General features: G+C 68.2%; 16 protein-coding genes and 2 pseudogenes. 6 read left to right on the plus strand and 12 right to left on the minus strand.

Going from position 1 to position 17,721, the window contains the following annotated elements; translation table 11 throughout:
- Positions 1-182: 182 nt before the first annotated feature.
- Positions 183-392: a hypothetical protein gene (locus ABZ904_RS18950; protein WP_361824484.1), complete on the minus strand. Its 210-nt coding sequence runs from the start codon at positions 390-392 to the stop codon at positions 183-185.
- Between the two features lie 494 nt (positions 393-886).
- Here ABZ904_RS18950 and ABZ904_RS18955 point away from each other — a divergent pair, with 494 nt between their 5' ends.
- Positions 887-2,380 carry a multicopper oxidase family protein gene (locus tag ABZ904_RS18955; protein ID WP_361824487.1) on the plus strand — a complete coding sequence of 498 codons (1,494 nt, stop codon included), beginning with the start codon at positions 887-889 and terminating at the stop codon, positions 2,378-2,380.
- Positions 2,381-2,526: 146 nt separating this feature from the next.
- Here the strand turns inward: ABZ904_RS18955 and ABZ904_RS18960 are convergent, their stop codons facing one another.
- From ABZ904_RS18960 to ABZ904_RS18970, 3 genes are all read right to left on the minus strand, one after another.
- On the minus strand, positions 2,527-2,904 hold the full coding sequence (locus ABZ904_RS18960) for a hypothetical protein (protein ID WP_359403878.1): 378 nt from the start codon (positions 2,902-2,904) through the stop codon (positions 2,527-2,529).
- Positions 2,901-4,637 carry a cytochrome c oxidase subunit I gene (gene ctaD, locus ABZ904_RS18965; RefSeq protein ID WP_359403875.1) on the minus strand — a complete coding sequence of 579 codons (1,737 nt, stop codon included), beginning with the start codon at positions 4,635-4,637 and terminating at the stop codon, positions 2,901-2,903. The genes ABZ904_RS18960 and ctaD overlap by 4 nt, the downstream gene beginning before the upstream one ends.
- A 300-nt stretch (positions 4,638-4,937) precedes the next feature.
- The gene (locus tag ABZ904_RS18970; protein WP_360996314.1) at positions 4,938-5,375 is read right to left on the minus strand and encodes a DUF4259 domain-containing protein; all 438 of its coding nucleotides are present in this window, start codon (positions 5,373-5,375) and stop codon (positions 4,938-4,940) included.
- Between the two features lie 325 nt (positions 5,376-5,700).
- On the opposite strand from ABZ904_RS18970, the gene ABZ904_RS18975 reads away from it, so the two are divergent.
- From ABZ904_RS18975 to ABZ904_RS18990, 4 genes and pseudogenes are all read left to right on the plus strand, one after another.
- Positions 5,701-6,441, plus strand: a complete 741-nt coding sequence (locus ABZ904_RS18975; protein ID WP_361824491.1) for an SDR family oxidoreductase — start codon at positions 5,701-5,703, stop codon at positions 6,439-6,441.
- 47 nt (positions 6,442-6,488) lie between these two features.
- Positions 6,489-7,451, plus strand: coding sequence for a sigma-70 family RNA polymerase sigma factor (locus tag ABZ904_RS18980; protein ID WP_359403866.1), 963 nt, complete (start codon positions 6,489-6,491; stop codon positions 7,449-7,451).
- A 509-nt stretch (positions 7,452-7,960) separates the two neighbouring features.
- Positions 7,961-8,497 (plus strand): DUF6817 domain-containing protein, encoded by a 537-nt coding sequence (locus ABZ904_RS18985; RefSeq protein WP_361824494.1) that lies wholly within the window; start codon positions 7,961-7,963, stop codon positions 8,495-8,497.
- Positions 8,498-8,556: 59 nt separating this feature from the next.
- A pseudogene (locus tag ABZ904_RS18990) lies at positions 8,557-8,847 on the plus strand (MFS transporter); the annotation flags it as partial.
- A gap of 195 nt (positions 8,848-9,042) precedes the next feature.
- Here ABZ904_RS18990 and ABZ904_RS18995 read toward each other — a convergent pair.
- Positions 9,043-10,062: a PP2C family protein-serine/threonine phosphatase gene (locus ABZ904_RS18995; protein ID WP_360996324.1), complete on the minus strand. Its 1,020-nt coding sequence runs from the start codon at positions 10,060-10,062 to the stop codon at positions 9,043-9,045.
- A 349-nt stretch (positions 10,063-10,411) separates the two neighbouring features.
- On the opposite strand from ABZ904_RS18995, the pseudogene ABZ904_RS19000 reads away from it, so the two are divergent.
- Positions 10,412-10,573: pseudogene (locus tag ABZ904_RS19000) on the plus strand (DUF6188 family protein); the annotation flags it as partial.
- Between the two features lie 229 nt (positions 10,574-10,802).
- On the opposite strand, the gene ABZ904_RS19005 reads toward ABZ904_RS19000, so the two are convergent.
- The 7 genes from ABZ904_RS19005 to ABZ904_RS19035 all read right to left on the minus strand — a co-directional run bounded on the left by ABZ904_RS19005 (position 10,803) and on the right by ABZ904_RS19035 (position 17,546).
- Positions 10,803-12,032, minus strand: coding sequence for a CoA transferase (locus ABZ904_RS19005; RefSeq protein WP_361824497.1), 1,230 nt, complete (start codon positions 12,030-12,032; stop codon positions 10,803-10,805).
- A gap of 5 nt (positions 12,033-12,037) precedes the next feature.
- Entirely contained in the window at positions 12,038-13,261 is a 1,224-nt protein-coding gene (locus ABZ904_RS19010; protein ID WP_360996330.1) for an acyl-CoA dehydrogenase family protein, read from the minus strand.
- A gap of 1 nt (position 13,262) precedes the next feature.
- Positions 13,263-14,213 carry a 3-hydroxyacyl-CoA dehydrogenase NAD-binding domain-containing protein gene (locus ABZ904_RS19015; protein WP_361824500.1) on the minus strand — a complete coding sequence of 317 codons (951 nt, stop codon included), beginning with the start codon at positions 14,211-14,213 and terminating at the stop codon, positions 13,263-13,265.
- Entirely contained in the window at positions 14,210-14,524 is a 315-nt protein-coding gene (locus ABZ904_RS19020; RefSeq protein ID WP_359406776.1) for an acetoacetate decarboxylase family protein, read from the minus strand. The genes ABZ904_RS19015 and ABZ904_RS19020 overlap by 4 nt, the downstream gene beginning before the upstream one ends.
- A 1-nt stretch (position 14,525) precedes the next feature.
- Positions 14,526-15,293: a crotonase/enoyl-CoA hydratase family protein gene (locus tag ABZ904_RS19025; RefSeq protein ID WP_361824504.1), complete on the minus strand. Its 768-nt coding sequence runs from the start codon at positions 15,291-15,293 to the stop codon at positions 14,526-14,528.
- Between the two features lie 38 nt (positions 15,294-15,331).
- Entirely contained in the window at positions 15,332-16,489 is a 1,158-nt protein-coding gene (locus tag ABZ904_RS19030; RefSeq protein WP_361824507.1) for a CoA transferase, read from the minus strand.
- Positions 16,490-16,643: 154 nt separating this feature from the next.
- Positions 16,644-17,546, minus strand: a complete 903-nt coding sequence (locus ABZ904_RS19035) for a LysR family transcriptional regulator (RefSeq protein ID WP_361824702.1) — start codon at positions 17,544-17,546, stop codon at positions 16,644-16,646.
- Between the last annotated feature and the right edge of the window lie 175 nt (positions 17,547-17,721).

The following is a 17,721-nucleotide window of genomic DNA, read 5'->3' on the forward strand; positions in this document are numbered from 1 at the left end:
CGCACCCGCTCCGGATAGCTCCCACCAGCAACATGATCACTCGGCACGAGACAGGGACTCTACCCGATCAAGATCATCTAATCGAACGACGTTGCGCCCAGGCCAGTCTCACGACGAGCCCCAGGTCCTCTCAGCTTCCCAAGCTGAGAGTGCACGCCGCTCTGTCTGCCGACCCTGAGGAATCAGAGAAGGTCCCGCCAGAAGGGGACCGTTGTTCGCGGGTTCCAGCTCTCATCGACCTCACCCCGTGCCTCGTCGAACTCCTGGTGGGTGTACTCGACCAGGTCCAGCCCGTAATAGATGATGTCGGTCTGCCACATCGAGAGCACCGGATGCCCGAAGCTTCCCCGGCCGGCGGGCAGGTATCGGTGGGCATACACGGGCACCAGCACCGGCGCCTCCGCCAGATGGCGCCGCGCCTGTGGGCCTGTTCTGCCTCGCTGGTCAGCCGGGCGGCTGTTCAGTACTCCTTCAAGTACGGCGCCGGCTCTGCGGTCTCCCCCGCACGCCGCTTCCGGGCGAGAGCCAATCCGCGGCTGGTGGCATCACCGCGTGTTCGAAACCATGGGTTCGAATCCCGCGCCCACCGTTCAACCGGATGCGACGTCGCCCTGAACGTGACCTGACCGGCGCTCCGGCTGGAAGGGCTGTGCGGCCACCTCGCGGACCGGGTCCGGCCGGTTGCCCGGCGGTCACTTCATTCGGGCTCGGCGCGCATGACCGTGGCGCGCCACCTCACAAAACGCCACAAATGCCACTATTCTCCACGACCGACTGACTGAACCCACCTGCCGGTCCGCCCCGACCCGCATGAACACGGATCACGTCCGGCTCGTCTGGTCTCGGCCTCCCCGAGCATGGCACGCGCTCCCAGAGAGAGACCGTCATGCACTCCTCCTCCAAGCTGACCCGGTTCCTCGTCGGTCTGGCGCTCGCGGTGACCTGGCTGTCCGGTTGTGACGCGCCGCCCGCCGAGCGACCGGCGGCCGGCTCCTCGCCGTCCGGGCAGCCGGCCAGGGGCGCCGATCTCCAGGATCCGCCCGAGGTGGTGAGCCGCAACGGGGTCCTGCGGACCACCATCGTGGTGGAGCGGCGCAAGGTGCTGGTGGGCGATCGCCGGTTGTGGGCGCTGACCTACAACGGCCGCTACATGCCGCCCACACTCCGGGTCCAGCCGGGTGACCGCATCGAGCTGGCCATGGAGAACCGCGTCGGGGCGGAGTGGCAGGGCGTCACAGCAGACACCAACCTGCACACGCACGGTCTGCACGTGTCGCCGCGGCAGCCCGCCGACGACATCTTCATCTCCATCAAGCCCCATACGACCTACCACTACTCGTACCAGCTGCCGCGTGACATCAAGCCGGGCACGTACTGGTACCACTCGCACATCGACATGCATTCGGCCGCTCAGGTGGCCGGAGGCGAGTCGGGCGTCATCATCATCGACGGCCTGCGGAAGTACCTGCCGTCCTCCCTCCGCAACATCACCGAGCACGTGATCGCCTTGAAGGACAACCAGATCCAGGGCGACGAGATCAAGATCCACCCGCTGTCCATCCAGGCCAAGACCAACCGCACGGTCAACGGCCAGCAGAATCCCGTGGTCCATATCCGCCCCGGAGAGACCCAGTTGTGGCGTCTCGCCAACATCGGCGCCAACATCTACTACGAGCTGCGCCTCAAAGGCTCCACGTTCCACGTGATCGCCCAGGACGGCTATCCCGTCCACCGGATCTACTCCGCGGACACACTGATCATCCCGGCCGCCGCCCGGTACGACGTACTGGTGCAGGGCGGGTCGGCGGGCACGGCTCAGTTGGAAACGCTGCCGTTCTACACCGGACCGGCCGGCAACAGCTTCCCGCAGGCGAACCTGGCGACAGTCGTCACCGGCGGTCCCTCCGTGGTGCGGGCCCGTATCCCGTCCGTCTTCGGGCCACTCGACGATCTCTCCCACGCCGAGATCGCCGACCGCAAGACGATGGTGTACACCGAGAACAAGGCCGGCACACGGTTCTTCATCAACCGTAAGGACTACGACCCGAACCGCGTCGACTTCGTCTCCCGGCTCAACACGATCGAGGAGTGGACGATCCGCAACGACACACAGGAGGACCACTCCTTCCACGTCCACACCAACCAGTTCCAGGTGATGTCCCTGAACGGAAAGGCCGTGGACCCCGCCCATTCCTGGCACGAGACGGTCAACGTCCTCCGCGGGCAGAAGCTCGTCCTCCGGATCCACTTCACGAACTTCACCGGCCGAACGGTGCTGCACTGCCACCTCCTCAACCACGAGGACATGGGCATGATGTCCGTCCTGGACATCGTCGACGACCGTGCGGCCCAGTCGACGGACGAGAACGCCGGCCACTGATCCGATCGGCCAGGCCAACGCGCAATCGGCCGGACAACGCGACTGATCGGCTCGCGGCAGAGTCGTCCGTCAGCGTCTCCCGGTCAGCAGCATGGTCCGCAAGCCCGTCCGGGTCCATCAGACCGGGGCAATTCCAGGAGGTCGGATCAGCGGGCCAGCAGACAGGTCCCGACGCCGGCCACGGTGGAGCAGGCCATCACAAGGCACGCGCAGACGGCATGCCTTCTGAGCAGGGTGCGACGCAAGGTGGCGTAGCGGGCCTCGTATTCGCCGCGCAGGCGCTTGGCCCGGTCGGCAGTGGCCTGCAGCGCCTCCCGCGTCAGACCGAGGCGCTGCTCGGTGTAATGGCGGGTCAGATCCTCGGCCTGCCCATGCGTGAGCCAGGGCAGGCGAGCGCAGAGGGCTTCGGCCTCCCGCTGCGCCTGCTCTCGCTCTGCTTGCAGGAGGAGGTAACCCTCGACCTCGTTGGCGAGTGTGCCGCTCTGCCGGTCCGGCGGGGCCCCATGACGGCTCGATGACGTCAAGGCCGGCCCCTTTCGCGCCCCGGCGTCTCAATCCCGCGCTTGCCGCGGTAGTCCTGGTAGTCGATCTGCGAAACGTCGGGGTGATGCAGGTCGAACGCCGGGGATTCGGTGCGGATGCGCGGCAGGGTGTGGAAGTTGTGCCGGGGCGGCGGGCAGGAGGTCGCCCACTCCAGCGAACGGCCGTAGCCCCACGGGTCGTCGACGCCGACCGGCTTGCCGTACTTGGCGGTCTTCCACACGTTGTACAAGAACGGAAGCATGGACAGCCCCAGCAGGAACGATCCGATGGTCGAGACGGTGTTCAGCCAGGTGAAGCCGTCGGTGGCCAGGTAGTCGGCGTACCGGCGGGGCATCCCCTCGGCGCCCAGCCAGTGCTGTACCAGGAACGTCGTGTGGAATCCGATGAACAGCGTCCAGAAAGTGATCTTTCCGAGGCGCTCGTCGAGCATCTTGCCAGTGAACTTGGGCCACCAGAAGTGGAATCCGGCGAACATCGCGAAGACGACGGTGCCGAACACGACGTAGTGGAAGTGCGCCACCACGAAGTAGCTGTCCGAGACGTGGAAGTCCAGGGGCGGCGACGCCAGGATGACACCGGTCAGGCCGCCGAAGAGGAAGGTGACCAGAAAGCCCGTCACCCACAGCATCGGAGTCTCGAAGGACAGCGAGCCCTTCCACATCGTGCCGATCCAGTTGAAGAACTTCACACCGGTCGGAACCGCGATCAGGAACGACATGAAGGAGAAGTACGGCAACAGCACACCACCGGTCACGAACATGTGGTGCGCCCACACCGTGACCGACAGGCCCGTGATGGAGATCGTCGCGCCGACCAGGCCCATGTAACCGAACACCGGTTTGCGCGCGAAGACCGGGATGACCTCCGTGACGATGCCGAAGAAGGGCAGCGCGATGATGTAGACCTCGGGATGGCCGAAGAACCAGAAGAGGTGCTGCCACAACAGGGGGCCGCCGTTGGCCGCGGCGAAGACCTGGGCGCCGAACTTCCGGTCCACCTCGAGTGCGAGGAGCGCCGCTGCCAGCACCGGGAAGGCGAACAGCACCAGCACGCTGGTGAGCAGCACGTTCCAGGTGAAGATCGGCATGCGGAACATGGTCATGCCGGGACAGCGCATGCAGACGACCGTGGTGATGAAGTTGACGGCGCCGAGGATGGTGCCGAAGCCCGAGAGTACGAGGCCCATGATCCACAGGTCGCTGCCGATGCCGATCGAGTGGTGGGCGTCGGTGAGCGGGGAGTAGGCGAACCAGCCGAAGTCGGCCGCGCCCTGGGGGGTGAGGAAGCCGCCGAAGACGGTCAGCGCGCCGAACAGGTACAGCCAGTAGGCGAACATGTTGAGGCGGGGGAAGGCCACGTCGGGGGCGCCGATCTGGAGCGGCATGATCCAGTTCGTGAAGCCGGCGAACAGCGGTGTCGCGAAGAACAGCAGCATGACCGTGCCGTGCATCGTGAACGCCTGGTTGAACTGCTCGTTCGACACGATCTGCAGGCCCGGACGGGCCAGCTCGGCGCGCATGAGCAGGGCCATGACGCCGCCGATGAGGAAGAACGCGAACGACGTGACCAGATACAGCGTGCCGATCGTCTTGTGGTCGGTGGTCGTCGCCCACTTGACCACGACATTGCCGGGCTGCCTGTGCCGGACCGGCATCTCGTTCGCGTATGACTCCACACCTGGTTCGGCACCGTGGGGTTCGTTGAGGATGCTCACAAGTGGGTGTCTCCCGGTACTCGCGGTTCGCGTCGTCAGTCAGCCGCCATCCTGGCTCTGCCAGGGGCAGGGCTGCCTCCCCGATCGACCGGAATACGGCCATTCGGCAGGACGATCCGAGCCCAATGGAGTAACCGGGGTGTGTCGCTGTCGGCCCGATGCGCATGGGCATGGCAGACGTTGCGGCGGCCGATCGGCGCGTGCGTTCCGACGCCGACTTCGCTGGTCGTCAGGGCCGGCATCCAAGGGGTTACGCCAAACGAGTCAGGCATCCGTGAGGGCGTGGCCATGGCGGGAACGTCAGCTCTCGAAGAGCGCATCCTCGTGTGCCTGCATCGTGGGATCGAGAACCGCGCGAAGCCGGTCGATGCTGCTGCGCCACTGTCTGCCGTCTCCGGTCTCGCCCCAGAGTTCGGGTAGCTCGGATTCGTCTGCGAGGACTCGGTCCAGGGCCTCGACGGCCAGCCGTCTGAAGTCGGCCGGCAGGACGGGCACCGGCTCGTCAGGACCGTAATGGGGGCTGACCGCCTCGCCCCCTGGGCATTGGGCGGCGACCAAGGCGGCAGCCGCCACGGCCTCCTCGGCGTCGGGGCCCTCTAGGTAATCCTGGTTGCCGACGGTGCGCACCAGAACTCCGCGGATGAGGGCTGCACGCTCTGCTGCGGCAGCATCATCCAGATCGTCGGCGAAGTCCGCGGCCGTGTCGTTGTCGAACGGACCGATGTCCCAGGTACCCATGGCTCCCCTCTCACCTCACTGACCGGGATCTTCGCACGGGTCACTGACATCGGGCCGAAGAGCTCGTGCCGACTGCGCCGAACGACGGGGAAGGTCCCGGTGGATCTCCCTGGGAAGCTTGGGTGATCGAGGGGCGGAAGCTTGCGGCACGGGAGGTTTGCATCTCGGGGGGCTCTCAGTGGTCCCGGTCAGCGGGCAGAGCCTCGCACGAACCGACCGAGCGCCTGACCTGTGCGGCTGCGTCGATGGTGACCGCGGCGACGGATTTTCCTCCCGCCGCTGGTCTTGATAGGGACCGAACCCGACCACCACTTCGGAGTATCCGATGTCTGAGTCCACTCTCTTCCAGACCGCCGTCGTCACGGGTGCCAGCCGCGGCTTCGGGCGCGCGATCACCGCCGCCTTGGTCGCCGCGGGCACCCGCGTGGTCGGCATCGCCCGCCATGAGCAGGACCTGAACGCCGTACACGACGGCGAGGGCTTCACCCCCGTCGCCGCCGATGCCACCGACGAAGCGCTCGCGCAGGACGTGATCGGCACGCACCGACCCGGCCTGCTCGTCCTCAACGCCGGGGCCGTACCGCACATGGCACCCGTGCACGAGCACACCTGGGAGACCTTCACTAGTAACTGGGACGTCGACACGCGGCACGTGTTCACCTGGACCCGGGCGGCGCTGCGGCAGCCGCTGGCGCCGGGCAGCGTGGTCGTCACGATGTCCAGCGGGGCCGTCCTGGGCGGATCCCCGCTCAGCGGTGGATACGCCAGCGCCAAGGCGGCCATCCGGTACATCCGGGGGTACGCGGCCGACGAGTCGCAGCGGGCCGGCCTGGGCATCCGGTTCGTCACGCTGCTGCCCAACATGACCCCGGCCGGCGGCGTCGGCGCGGTCGCGGTGGCGGGCTACGCCGCACGCCAGGGCGTGGACCGTGACACCTTCGTCAAGGGCAGGGGGCCCGTCCTCACCGCGGACCAGGTCGCCAAGGCCGTCGTGGAGCTCGCCGGGAACCCGGACAGCGCACCGGAGTACCGGGTCGGCGGCGACGGGCTGAGCCCGCTCGGCTGAGCAACGGCTCTACAGTCACCCTCACCACACCCCCAGGAGATGCCGCGATGCCCTCGAACGCCGAATTCGCCGCTGTGACCGAGCAGTTCCGGCCGGAACTGCTCGCGCACTGCTACCGCATGCTCGGCTCGATCCACGACGCCGAGGACCTGGTGCAGGAGACATACCTGCGCGCGTGGCGGGCGTACGACCGGTTCGAGGGCCGCTCCTCGGTGCGGCGATGGCTCTACACGATCGCCACCAGATCCTGCCTGACGGCGCTGGAGTCGCGCTCCCGACGGCCGCTTCCGTCGAGCCTCGGCGCGCCTGTGGACGATCATCTGGTGGCCATGGCTCCCCGTGAGCCGTCCATGGCGTGGCTCCAGCCCGCGCCCGACGCCCTGTTCGGCGGCCATGACCCGGCGGCGGTGGTGGCCGGGAGGACTGGAGTGCGGTTGGCCTTCATCGCCGCGCTCCAGTTCCTGTCCGCCCGGCAGCGGGCCGTGCTGACGCTGCGTGATGTGCTGTCGTTCCGGACCGCCGAGGTCGCCGAGATCCTGGACACGACGACCGCCGCCGTCGACAGTGCGCTGCGCCGCGCCCGGTCCCGCCTGGCCGAGGCCGGACCGGTCGAGGACGACCTGGCCGAACCGACGGAGCAGACCCTCCGCGCACTTCTCGACGACTACGTCGACGCGTTCACCCGGGCCGACGCCGACGCGCTGGTGAACCTGCTGCGGGTCGACGTCGAGCTGGAGATGCCGCCGACCCCGACCTGGTTCACCGGACGCCGGGCCGTCGTCGGATTCCTGTCCGCCCGCGTACTCCGTCCTGGCCTGTGGCGCATGGCGCCCACCCTCGCCAACGGCCAGCCCGCCCTCGTCGTCCACAAACGCGGGGCCGCCGACCGCTACGAGGCGTACGGAGTCCAGGTCCTGACCCTGATAGGCGCACGGATCAGCCGCATCACGGCGTTCAACGACCCAGGTCTGGTCCCCACGTTCGGCCTCGCGCCCGCGCTCACCACCTGAAACCGCATCAGGAGCCTGGTGGCGGGCCTCCACGAGAATCCGCGGGCCACAGCGCCAGGCCGGGTCAGGACGCCGTGGCGCTCGTTGCCCGCTCCAGCAGTTCTCGGGCGTCGCGGACGCACCCGTGGTCGGGGCTGAAGAGTTCGGTGAGTGCGGTGATGGTGTCGCGGGTGCCTGGGCTGCCTCGTCATGGCGTCCGAGGCCCAGGAGAGCGTCCGCCACAGGTACGCCCACCGTGTAGACCTCGGCGGCATCGAACCGTCGAGAGGTGGTGTAGGCCTCGCGGGCACTGGTCACACAGCCGAGGGCCTCGGCGCAGCGGCCCCGGGCGCTGAGTGCACGGTCGAGGCTCCGCCCTGACGACGACCGGGCGGGCCAGGTCAGTTGGGGGTTCGACGGCTGCTTCGCTCTGCGTCCGTCTGCCGGCAATCCAGTCTGCGGAGGCGGTACTTCGGGCCTACGATCATGGGTGCTTCGGATCAGACGGCGATCGGACGGGTGATGTCGAGATGACCGCAGAAGCGATGGCGATCTTGCAGGCGGCCGGAGCCGAAGAGATCCAGCACCCTGGTGGAACACTGCTGTCGCACCTGCGGCGAGTCAGCACCCTTCTCGGCTCGTGGGGCGCTCGCCCGGCGTTGGTGTCGGCCGGGCTGTGCCACGCGTTCTACGGGACCGACGGATTCCCGGTCGCGTTGCTGGACCTGGGGCGTCGGGCGGAACTGGTCGAGGCGATCGGCGTCGAGGCCGAAGCACTCGTCTACTTCTACGCCTCCTGCGACCGCAAGTCCTCCTACCCGGGGCTGGCTGACAACCGTGACACGTTCGTCGACCGGTTCACCGGTACCCGGATGCATCCAAGCCTCGAAGAGCGACGGGACTTCGCCGAACTCACCACCGCCAACGAGCTGGACATCGTCGCAGTCAGCCCAGAGGCGCGCACCCGTTACGGGGCTGACCTACGTGACCTGTTCACTCGCTGGCGGCCGCTGCTGTCCGAGGCGGCCTGGGCGCACTGCCGCAGCGTGCTGGACCAGGCCGAGTAGTGCCGAGCCGGCAGACACAACCGCCTTTCGTGCCCAGTCGAGCGGGAGCTGGTGTTTGCGGGACCTTCAGTCAGCTGGTGAATGTCACGGTCATGGCCGTCCGGCAGACCGTCACTCCGGACGGGATGCAAGGCCGCGCGGCCGCGACGATCAACTTTGTCGGCATGGGACTGACCCCGCTCGGTTCGCTGCTCGGCGGCTTTCTCGCGGAAGTGTGGGGGACGCCCACGAGCCTCGTGGTGACAGCCGCAGGCATGCTGCTGTCACCGGCACCGATGGCCCTGTCCCCACTCGCCCGCCTGGGACGGACGCTTCCCGCCCCGCCGGAGACTCCCGTCCCGTCTGCGTGACGGCTTCTATCGCCGCGAAGAGCCGACACAACTCCGTCAGCGGCCGTGGCCATCACGGAAGCGCGGTCACACCCCCCGATTGGCCACTCTGAGCGTCATAGTCGGCCACAGGGGTGCCCCACCGAAGTTTTCGGCGCCCCGTACCCGCCAGGGCGGGGACACGTCTGAGGCCGTGGTGCAGCTGTGTACCGCGGCTCATATTTGCCCATGCGGGGCGATGGCGAGGACCGCGACGTCGTCGAGGCACGCGTGTGCGTGGCGGGGCACGTCGGTGTTGAGGAAATCGATGACATCAATGGGGTCTGGGGCCGGTTTGTCGGCGAATCGATCACGGAGCCGGTCGAGGAGGGGGTAGAAGTCCCCGGCCGGATTGCGGGCCTCGCTCAGCCCGTCGGTGCAGAGCAGCAGGACGTCGCCGCGCGTGAGGCGGTGCGTATAGGCGACGGGAAGTTCAGTGGTCAGAGCGCCGAGGCCGAAAGGCAGCGCGGATGGGCCGATGAGAGCGTTGACTTTGCCGCCGGAGATCAGGACGGGTTCGAGGTGTCCGTGATTGACGATCGTCACGCGTTGAGCGAGAGCGTCGTATTCGATCAGGGCGGCCGTGAGGAACAGTTCGTCGTCGCAGATCGCTTCTGCTTCCAGGGCGATGCTTCGTTCCATGCTGGCGGCGACCTGCCGCAGGTCGCCTCGTTCGTAGATGGCCTGACGGAAGCTGCCGAGGACGTCGGCGACGACGCGCACGGCTTGCAGGCCCTTGCCGCGGACGTCGCCGATGATGGCACGCTCGCCCGCTCGGGTCGCGCGTATGTCGTAGAGGTCGCCGCCGACCATCGTGCCGGACTCGGCGGGACGGTAGAGCCCGGCCGCCCATACGTGGCCGACCTGGTGCGGCACCGGCCGCAGCAGGGTGCGCATCACCGCCTCCTCGACCGGCATGCAATGCTCGCGCACCACGCAGAAGGCAACGATCAAGATCGTGATCAGCGCGAGAGCGATCATCTGCACCACGTGGTTCTCCATGGCCAGACCACCGCCCCACTTGCCACGAAACACCGCGATGACCGCCTGGCCCGCCAGGGCCAGAGCTCCCACTGAACCCGTCAGCCAGGACCCTGCGAACATGGCGGTGAAAATGGGCGCGGCGACCAGCAGCGGGCCGAGGTGAATATGCGGGGGCATGTGGATGTCCACCGCGGTGATCACCACGATGAACACGAGTGGGATCGCCACCAGCGCACGGTTCCCCCGCCGCGGGTGTGGGAGACCGGCTACCAGGCGCCGCCCAAGGTCCACACCTTCACTGTGCATCCTCCCGAGAGTCGGTGCAGGAGCGCAGACGGTCGGCAACCGACCAGTTGGCACATCTCGGTCCCGTCGCCGCCCCGGCCCCCGACTCCGGCACGACGCTCCGCCCGGCCACCTGTGTTCTCTCCCGTTCGCGACGCTGGGTTCAGACACGGACTGAGCTGAGCGTCAAAAGTGGCCAACAACCACAGAGACCCTCACGGGGCATGGTGCCGGCAAAAATCGAACGAATGCCTGAATTTAGCGGCAGTCACTCACCGCGGTCGACGTCCGTGAGCACGGTGCTTTGGTTATCGACTTTCACGATGGTGCCGGGCTCTGGATCGGCCCAGACCCGCAGTTCGAGTCCTGGCACCTGACCGGACGCGGAGTCGACCCGATCACGGTTGGCCCTGGCGGCGAGGACGACTGGGAGCTCTGACGACAGCAAGGCAGAGCTACTGCGCGCGTCCGGCAGTCTGTGGACCCAGCCGCTGAGGTTCAGGGCCCCAGTGATGCGGCGGAACGCTGGTCTTCCCAAGGCCGGCTGTATCGCTCACCAGGGAGACAGCCGGCCTTGGCATCCGACCCGCCGTAGCGGCGGGCGGTGAGCTGTGCACCGCCCCGGCGCTCGTGGAGCACCCCGCCCGGCGTTTCGGACGCCGGGCTCATCACGCCGCCTTCGCCTCCGTCGTCCCCGGGATCGCTCCCCGGGAGCGCAGCCGGGCGATCTCGGCGGGGCCGAAGCCCAGCTCGGCGAGGATCTCGTCGGTGTGCTCGCCCAGCTCAGGCGCCCGCTTCGCCGGGACCTTCGGCACCCCTCGCAGGTTGATCGGGCTGCTGACGGTCTCCTCCAGCTCGCTGACCCCCTCCAGGGGTACGACGATGTCGTTCGCGCGCAGTTGCGGGTCCTGCGCCGCCTTCTCCGGTGTCTGGATGAGGCTGTAGGTGATGCGTTCCCGGTCCAGGGCGTCCTTCCAGTGGGCGAAGGGCCGTGAGCGGAACTCGGCGTCGAGCAGTGCACTCACCGTGGCGGCGTGCTTGACCAGGCCTTCGACGTCGGCGAAGCGGGGATCCTCGAGAAGCTCGGGGCATCCGATGGCCCGGGTCAGTCCCGGCCAGTGCACGGAGGAGGTGGCCAGCATGAACCACTGGCCGTCCGCCGTCCGGTAGGGGTTGGTCAGCGCGTTCACCGGCGCGTTCCGGTCGTGCAGTTCGAACGATGTGCCGCCGGCGAGCGCGCCGGCCACGAGCGTTCCCGTGGCCCAGACGCCCGTCGCGAGCAGCGACGTCCCGACACTGGCTCCTTGCCCCGTCTGCTCACGGCGGTACAGGGCCGTCACGATCGCCGCGTAGATCGCGATCGCCGACGTGTAGTCGCCGCTGCCCCAGACCGGCACGGTCGGCGGGGCTCCCGCGTCCCGGGTGGAGCCCAGCAGCCCGCTGCGCGACCAGTAGGCGGTCAGGTCGAACCCCGGCTGCCCCGCGTCGGGTCCGGAATCCCCGAAGCCCGTGATGTCGGCGTGGATGACCCTCGGGTTCCAGCTTGCGACCTGCTCGTAGTCGAGGTGCAGCTTCTCGCGCGTGCCGTGCGGGAAGTTGGTGATCACCACGTCGGCCCATTCGACGAGGCGCTTCAGGACTTCTGTGGTCGCCGGGGACTTCAGGTCGATCACCATGCCGCGTTTGTTTCGGTTGGCCAGGTGCCAGCCGTAGTTGGCCTGTGCCCGGGGGCTGGGCGGGACGAAGCTCAGCCGTCGCTGGGGATCGCCCTGCCCGGGTGGCTCGATCTTGATGACGTCCGCTCCGAAGTCGGAGAGCATGGTGGCCGCGGCCGGTGCCGCGATGAAGCTCGACGCGTCGAGGACCTTCAGGCCGGTGAAAACGGATTCGGTGGTCATTGCGTTCACCCCACGAAGGCGCTGTGGCCGGTGATGGACTTGCCGACGATGAGTGTCTGCATCTGGTGTGTGCCCTCGTAGGAGTAGAGGGCTTCGGCGTCGGAGAAGAAGCGGGCGACGTCGTAGTCGAGGAGGATGCCGTTGCCGCCGAAGAGTTCGCGGCACCAGCCGACGACCTCGCGCATACGGGCCGCGACGTACTCCTTGGCCAGCGCGGAGTGTTCATCGCGGAAAATGCCCTGGTCCTGCAGCCGGGCGAGTTGTATCAGCATGCCCCAGGAGGCGGTGATGTTGCCGAGGCTCTTCACCAGCAGGTCCTGCACCATCTGGAACTTGGCGATGGGGCGGCCGAAGGCGATGCGTTCCTTGGCGTAGTCGAGCGCGAGCTCATAGGCGCCGATCATGACACCGAGGGCCTGCCAGGCGACTCCGCCGCGGGTCTGGCGCAGGACCTCGGCGACGTCGCGGAAGCCCTTGATGTTCTGCAGCCGGTTCGCCTCCGGCACGTGCACGTCGGTCAGGGTGATCTCGGCGTTCTGCACGATCCGCAGTGCGATCTTGCCTTCGATCTTCTCGGGTTTGAAGCCGGGGGTGCCCTTCTCGACGACGAAGGCCTTCACCTTGTTGTCGTCGACGTCCCGGGCGAAGACCACGACGTAGTCGGCGAAGGTGGCGTTGCCTATCCACTTCTTGGCGCCGTTGACGATCCAGGTGTCGCCCTCGCGCCTGGCGGTGGTGCGCATGCCGCCGGAGACGTCGGAGCCGCCGAGCGGTTCGGTCAGGGCGAAGGCGCCGATCTTCTCCATCGTGGCCATGGCGGGCAGGAACCTGTCGCGCTGTTCCTGGTCGCCGCCGTAGTAGATGGAGTAGAAACCGAGCCCGTTGTGGACGCCGAAGAACGTGGCGACCGAGGCGTCGACGCGCCCCAGCTCCGTGGCGAGCATGCCGCCGAGCAGGTGGCTGGTGGCCGCCTTGTGCTCGCCGTAGCCCTCGTAGGCCAGGGCGGCCAGTCCGCTGCCGCGGAACTTCTCGATCAGTTCGACAGGGAACTCGGCCCTGCCCCAGTACTCGTTGACCAGCGGCTTGACCTCCTTGCGCAGGAACGTGCGGGCCTTGAGGAGAATGTCGCGCTCGTCGTCCGAAAGCAGTGTCTGGTAGCGGTAGAAGTCGGCGGTCAGCAGGTCGTCCAGCGGCGCGACAGGGGTGGGGACGGGGGTGGTGACGGTCATCTCAGTGCTCCTTGTTGTGCTGGTTGCGGCGGATGTCCTCCAGGGCGGACAGGACGGCGAGTTGCCCGCGGTCACGGGCTTCGGCGAGGTCGGCGTAGGGAGTTGAGGTGTATGCCTTCTCCACCGCTTGGACGACTCGCTCCCGGTCCTCGGGGTCCTGTGAGGGCTCGCCGAGGGACATCCGCTGCAGGGACGAGCCGATGTGCTCGGTGATGTGGCGGTAGCCGCCGGGGCCTCCGCCCAGGTGCGCGCCCAGGAACGGACCGACCGTCGCCCAGCGGATGCCGAGCGAGTGGGTCACGACGGTGTCCAGGTCCTCGGGGGTCACCACGCCCTGCTGGACGAGGTAGACGGCCTGGCGGCTGAGCGCGTTCTGGAGGCGGTTGCCCACGAACCCGGGGATCTCCTGGCGTTCGACGACGGGCGTGCGGCCGACGGCGGTGTAGAAGTCGACGGCCGCCCGCACGGATCCCTCGGTGGTGCGTTCGCCGGGTACGACCTCGACGAGCGGCAGCAGGTGGGGCGGGTTGAAGGGGTGCCCGATGAGGATGCGACCCGCGTCTTCGAGCTCCGTGGTGAAGGCGGTCGCCGGGATCGCCGACGACGAGCTCAGCAGCAGCGCGTGCCCGGGGGCCTCCCGGACCAGCTGGGCGAACAGTTCCTTCTTGAACTCGACGCGCTCGGGCCCGTTCTCCTGGACGACGTCCGCGTCCCGGACTGCTTCGGTGATGTCGGCCGCGAGGTGTACGCGGTCGGCGAGGCCGTCGATGTCCAGGCCCTGCGCGACCAGGTGCGGGCCGAACGTGGCGAGCGCCTCGGCGACCGCCTCCGGCAGATCGGGGCGGGGATCGCTGACATGGACGGTCAGGCCGTGTGCGGCGAACAGCGCCGTCCACGACAGTCCGATGGTGCCCACCCCGATCACGGCGGCGGTACGGATGGGGTGCGTCACTGCGCGTCTCCCTTCAGGTGGTCGAAGACCGGCTCTACGGGGGCGAGGGTCAGGTCGGTGAGGATGTGGCCGGCGGAGGCGACCTCGAGTACGGGCAGGTCGGCCGGCGGGGCGAGGACGTGGGCGAAGAGCTGGAGCCGTGCGGGGCCGGTGCAGGCCTCCTTGACGACCACGTCGGTGATCTCGGTGCGCACCAACTCCTGGACGCGCATGTCGAGGTACTCGCGGTCGGTGAAGCAAGGGACTGTCGGCGCGTACGCCGGGCTGGTCAGCGGGGTGGTCATGTGCCGCCGGACGTCGTCGATCCGCATGTCACCGCCCCGTCCACTGCGGGGCACGGCGCTCGGCGAAGGCGGTCATGCCCTCGCGGACGTCGGCCGAGGCCATCAGCTCGGCCATCACCGTGCGCTGCGCGGCGAAGGCGTCGGCCTCGGGCGCGCCGTCCGCGGCCCGTGCGACGGCCTTCACTGCGGCCAGCGCGAGCGGGGCGTTCGCCGCGAGCTGCTCGGCGAGCAGGAGGGATGCCTCCACTGCCTGACCGGCGGGCACGACCCGGTTGGCCAGGCCCAGTTCGCCGGCCCGTCGGCCGCTCACCGGCTCGCCGGTCAGCAGGAACTCCATCGCGAGGTGGTACGGGATGCGCCGGGGCAGCCGGATCACTCCGCCACCGGCGGCGATCAGTCCCCGCTTGACCTCCGGCAGACCGAAGTGCGCGTCCTCGGCGGCCACGATCAGGTCACAGGCCAGGGCCAGTTCGAAACCGCCCCCCACGGCCCAGCCCTCGACGGCGGCGATCAGCGGCTTCGTCCGCTCTGCCTCGGTCACGCCACCGAATCCGCGTCCCGGGATGTTCGGGGACTCGCCGCGCAGGGCGGCCTTGAGGTCCATCCCGGCGCTGAAGGTGCCGCCCGCACCGGTCAGTACGCCGGCCCGGAGACCCTGGTCGGTCTCCAGCTCGTCCAGTGCCTCGGCCAGGAGTGCGGCGACCGCGGCGTTCACGGAGTTGCGTGCTTGTGGGCGCTCGATCGTGATCAGCAAGGTGGTGCCCGCCCGGTGGGTGCGCACGTCGGTGGTGCTCATGGCTCGCTTCTCTCGAAGAGGTACAGGGGACTGGGGGTTCAGCGGTCGGACAGTTCGGCGAGGACCTCGGCGGTGTCCTGGCCCGGTACCGGGGCAAGGCGGCGGATCGAACCGGGCGTCGCGGAGAACCGCACCGGGATCCCGATCGCGCGGATCGGTCCCTCGGTCGGGTGGACGACCGTCTCCAGCAGGTGGCCGTCACGGACGTAGGGGTCCTCGTGGGCGTGCTCCAGCTCCAGCACGGGAGCCATCGGGATGCTGTGCTTGGCGCACACCTCCGCCCACTCCTCCGTGGTCAGCGTCGGCGCGCACTCGTCGACCAGCCCGGCCAGGGCGTCGAGGTCGGCCATGTCGATGACCTGCCCGTTGACCCGGGGGTCCGCGGCGAGGTCCGGTCGCCCGGCGGCGACGAAGAAGTCGCGGAAGTTCTGCGGGGTGTAGGGGACGAGACAGGCGAGACCGTCCTTGGTGCGCCGCGCCCTGTGCTCCTTCGACATCGACCTGGGGTGGCCCGTGGGACCCGTCACCGGCTCGAACTCGTGCCCTGCCAGGTGCTCGACCAGGTTGAACGCGAGCAGCGTGTCGGTCATCGGGACCTCGATGTGCTGGCCCTGCCCGGTGCAGCAGCGGTGCAGCAGGGCGGCGAGCACGCTGTAGACGATGGTCAGTGCGGAGACCTTGTCCCCGATGATCGTCGGCAGGTAGACCGGCGTGCCCAGCGCGCGGTGGGTGATGTCGACCAGCCCGGAGGCGGCCTGCACGGTCTCGTCGTAGGCGGCGTTTCCGGCCTGGTCGGACTCGCTGCGGAAGCCCTGGCCGTGTGCGTAGACCAGGCCCGGGTTGCGCGCGGCGACGTCCGCGTAGGTCAGGCCCAGCCGATGCAGCGCTGCCGATCGCATGTTGGTGATCAGGACGTCCGCCGTGTCGATCAGCTTCAGGGCCTGCTCATGCTGCGCCGGGTCCTTGAGATCGAGGGCAACACTGCGCTTGTTGCGGTTGACGTTCAGGCTCAGCGCGGTCATGCCCGGCGTGACGTGGTACCGGCCCACCCGGACGGTGTCGGAGGGCGACTCGATCTTGATCACGTCGGCGCCGAGATCACCCAGGATCTGGGCCGCGTAGGGACCCATCACCACGGTGGACAGGTCGATCACCCGAACTCCGTCGAGCGGTCCGGCGACGAAGGATTCCGCCATTGTCCCATTCCCTTAGCATCGCGTCTTTTTGCTTCTGATACGCAACGCTAAATGAGGAGACACGGGAGACGGAATTATCAAAATGGGAACGGCGGCTTGACCGCAGCGGTCACACCGCTGATCAAAGCGCCTCCGAGCTGCGCTTTTCGGGGATTCACTCCACGGTCAAAAGCTCATCGAAAATCTCGCGCGCGGCGGCGACGAGGTTCTTGAGGTCACCGTCTGCACGGTCACGACGCCACACCAGGGCGGTTTCCAGCCTGGGATGGAAGTCCGTGAACGGCAGTACCGTCACGTTCTCCAGCTGATATCCGTGGATCGGATTTTCCGGGGCAAGAATGGAAATACAGAAGGCCATGCCACCGGAAATCACTTCGGCCACCCCGTTGTAACCGGTGTCGGTGAGTTCCAGGCGATTGCGGACACCGGCCTCCGCCAGCGCGTGATCGAGGACGTCGAAATACGCGAGCCTCACCTCTTTGGGCGGGGCGACGAACGCAAGGTCCGCCAGATCGGCGAGGGCGACGGAGTCCCGCCCGGCGAACCGGTCGGCCGGCACCGCCGCACCCATGCGCTCCGACATCACGCCCACCTGCTCCAGAGCCGGGTCGCTGAACGGCAGCCGGGCCAGTGCTAGCGCAAGCCTGCCGTCGCGGACGCCGGCCACGAGGGCATGAGAGTTGCCGGGCCAGCGCTGGAGCTCGAACCGCTCCCGTACCTGTTCGGTGAGTGTGCCGACCCGCGACCGAAGTTCGGGGTGCAGTCCCGGGGGTATGCCGATGAGCACGGTGCTGCGCTGCACCCGGGTCGCCTCACGCAGTCGCCACGGGATGGAGCTGAACTCGTCGAGGACATCGCGCGCGATCGGAAGGAGCGCCGAGCCGGCCGAGGTGAGCGTGACGCGGCGCGTGTCGCGGTCGAACAGCTGCTGTCCGAGTTCGCGCTCCAGGTCCCTGATGCGCTGGCTCAAAGGGGACGTCGCCATGTGGAGCCGTCGGGCCGCAGCCGAGAAGTTCAGCTCCTCGGCGACCGCGACGAAGTAGCGCAGGTGCAGCATTTCCACGTCTTCAACGGTAATCCCGGTGCGCCGTCGGGGCTGGGCCGCTCACGACGGTGGCCGACGGCCGTGGCCTGGCTCTGGACCGGTCAGTGCGGCTGGACGCGGCCGTCCTCGACGCGGAGATCGGCGGCGCCGGTCGGCTGGAGCCGGAGTCGTCCGGGACGATCGAGCG

The organism is Streptomyces sp. NPDC046900, from assembly GCF_040644975.1.
Taxonomy (GTDB): domain Bacteria; phylum Actinomycetota; class Actinomycetes; order Streptomycetales; family Streptomycetaceae; genus Streptomyces.

What these genes read in the sequence shown, in the direction of transcription:
- ABZ904_RS18955 (WP_361824487.1), top strand. Translation starts at nt 887, where the DNA reads ATGCACTCCTCCTCCAAGCTGACCCGGTTCCTCGTCGGTCTGGCGCTC.
- ABZ904_RS18970 (WP_360996314.1), bottom strand. Translation starts at nt 5,375, where the DNA reads ATGGGTACCTGGGACATCGGTCCGTTCGACAACGACACGGCCGCGGAC.
- ABZ904_RS18975 (WP_361824491.1), top strand. Translation starts at nt 5,701, where the DNA reads ATGTCTGAGTCCACTCTCTTCCAGACCGCCGTCGTCACGGGTGCCAGC.
- ABZ904_RS18980 (WP_359403866.1), top strand. Translation starts at nt 6,489, where the DNA reads ATGCCCTCGAACGCCGAATTCGCCGCTGTGACCGAGCAGTTCCGGCCG.
- ABZ904_RS18985 (WP_361824494.1), top strand. Translation starts at nt 7,961, where the DNA reads ATGACCGCAGAAGCGATGGCGATCTTGCAGGCGGCCGGAGCCGAAGAG.
- ABZ904_RS19005 (WP_361824497.1), bottom strand. Translation starts at nt 12,032, where the DNA reads ATGACCACCGAATCCGTTTTCACCGGCCTGAAGGTCCTCGACGCGTCG.
- ABZ904_RS19010 (WP_360996330.1), bottom strand. Translation starts at nt 13,261, where the DNA reads ATGACCGTCACCACCCCCGTCCCCACCCCTGTCGCGCCGCTGGACGAC.
- ABZ904_RS19020 (WP_359406776.1), bottom strand. Translation starts at nt 14,524, where the DNA reads ATGCGGATCGACGACGTCCGGCGGCACATGACCACCCCGCTGACCAGC.
- ABZ904_RS19025 (WP_361824504.1), bottom strand. Translation starts at nt 15,293, where the DNA reads ATGAGCACCACCGACGTGCGCACCCACCGGGCGGGCACCACCTTGCTG.
- ABZ904_RS19030 (WP_361824507.1), bottom strand. Translation starts at nt 16,489, where the DNA reads ATGGCGGAATCCTTCGTCGCCGGACCGCTCGACGGAGTTCGGGTGATC.
- ABZ904_RS19035 (WP_361824702.1), bottom strand. Translation starts at nt 17,546, where the DNA reads ATGCTGCACCTGCGCTACTTCGTCGCGGTCGCCGAGGAGCTGAACTTC.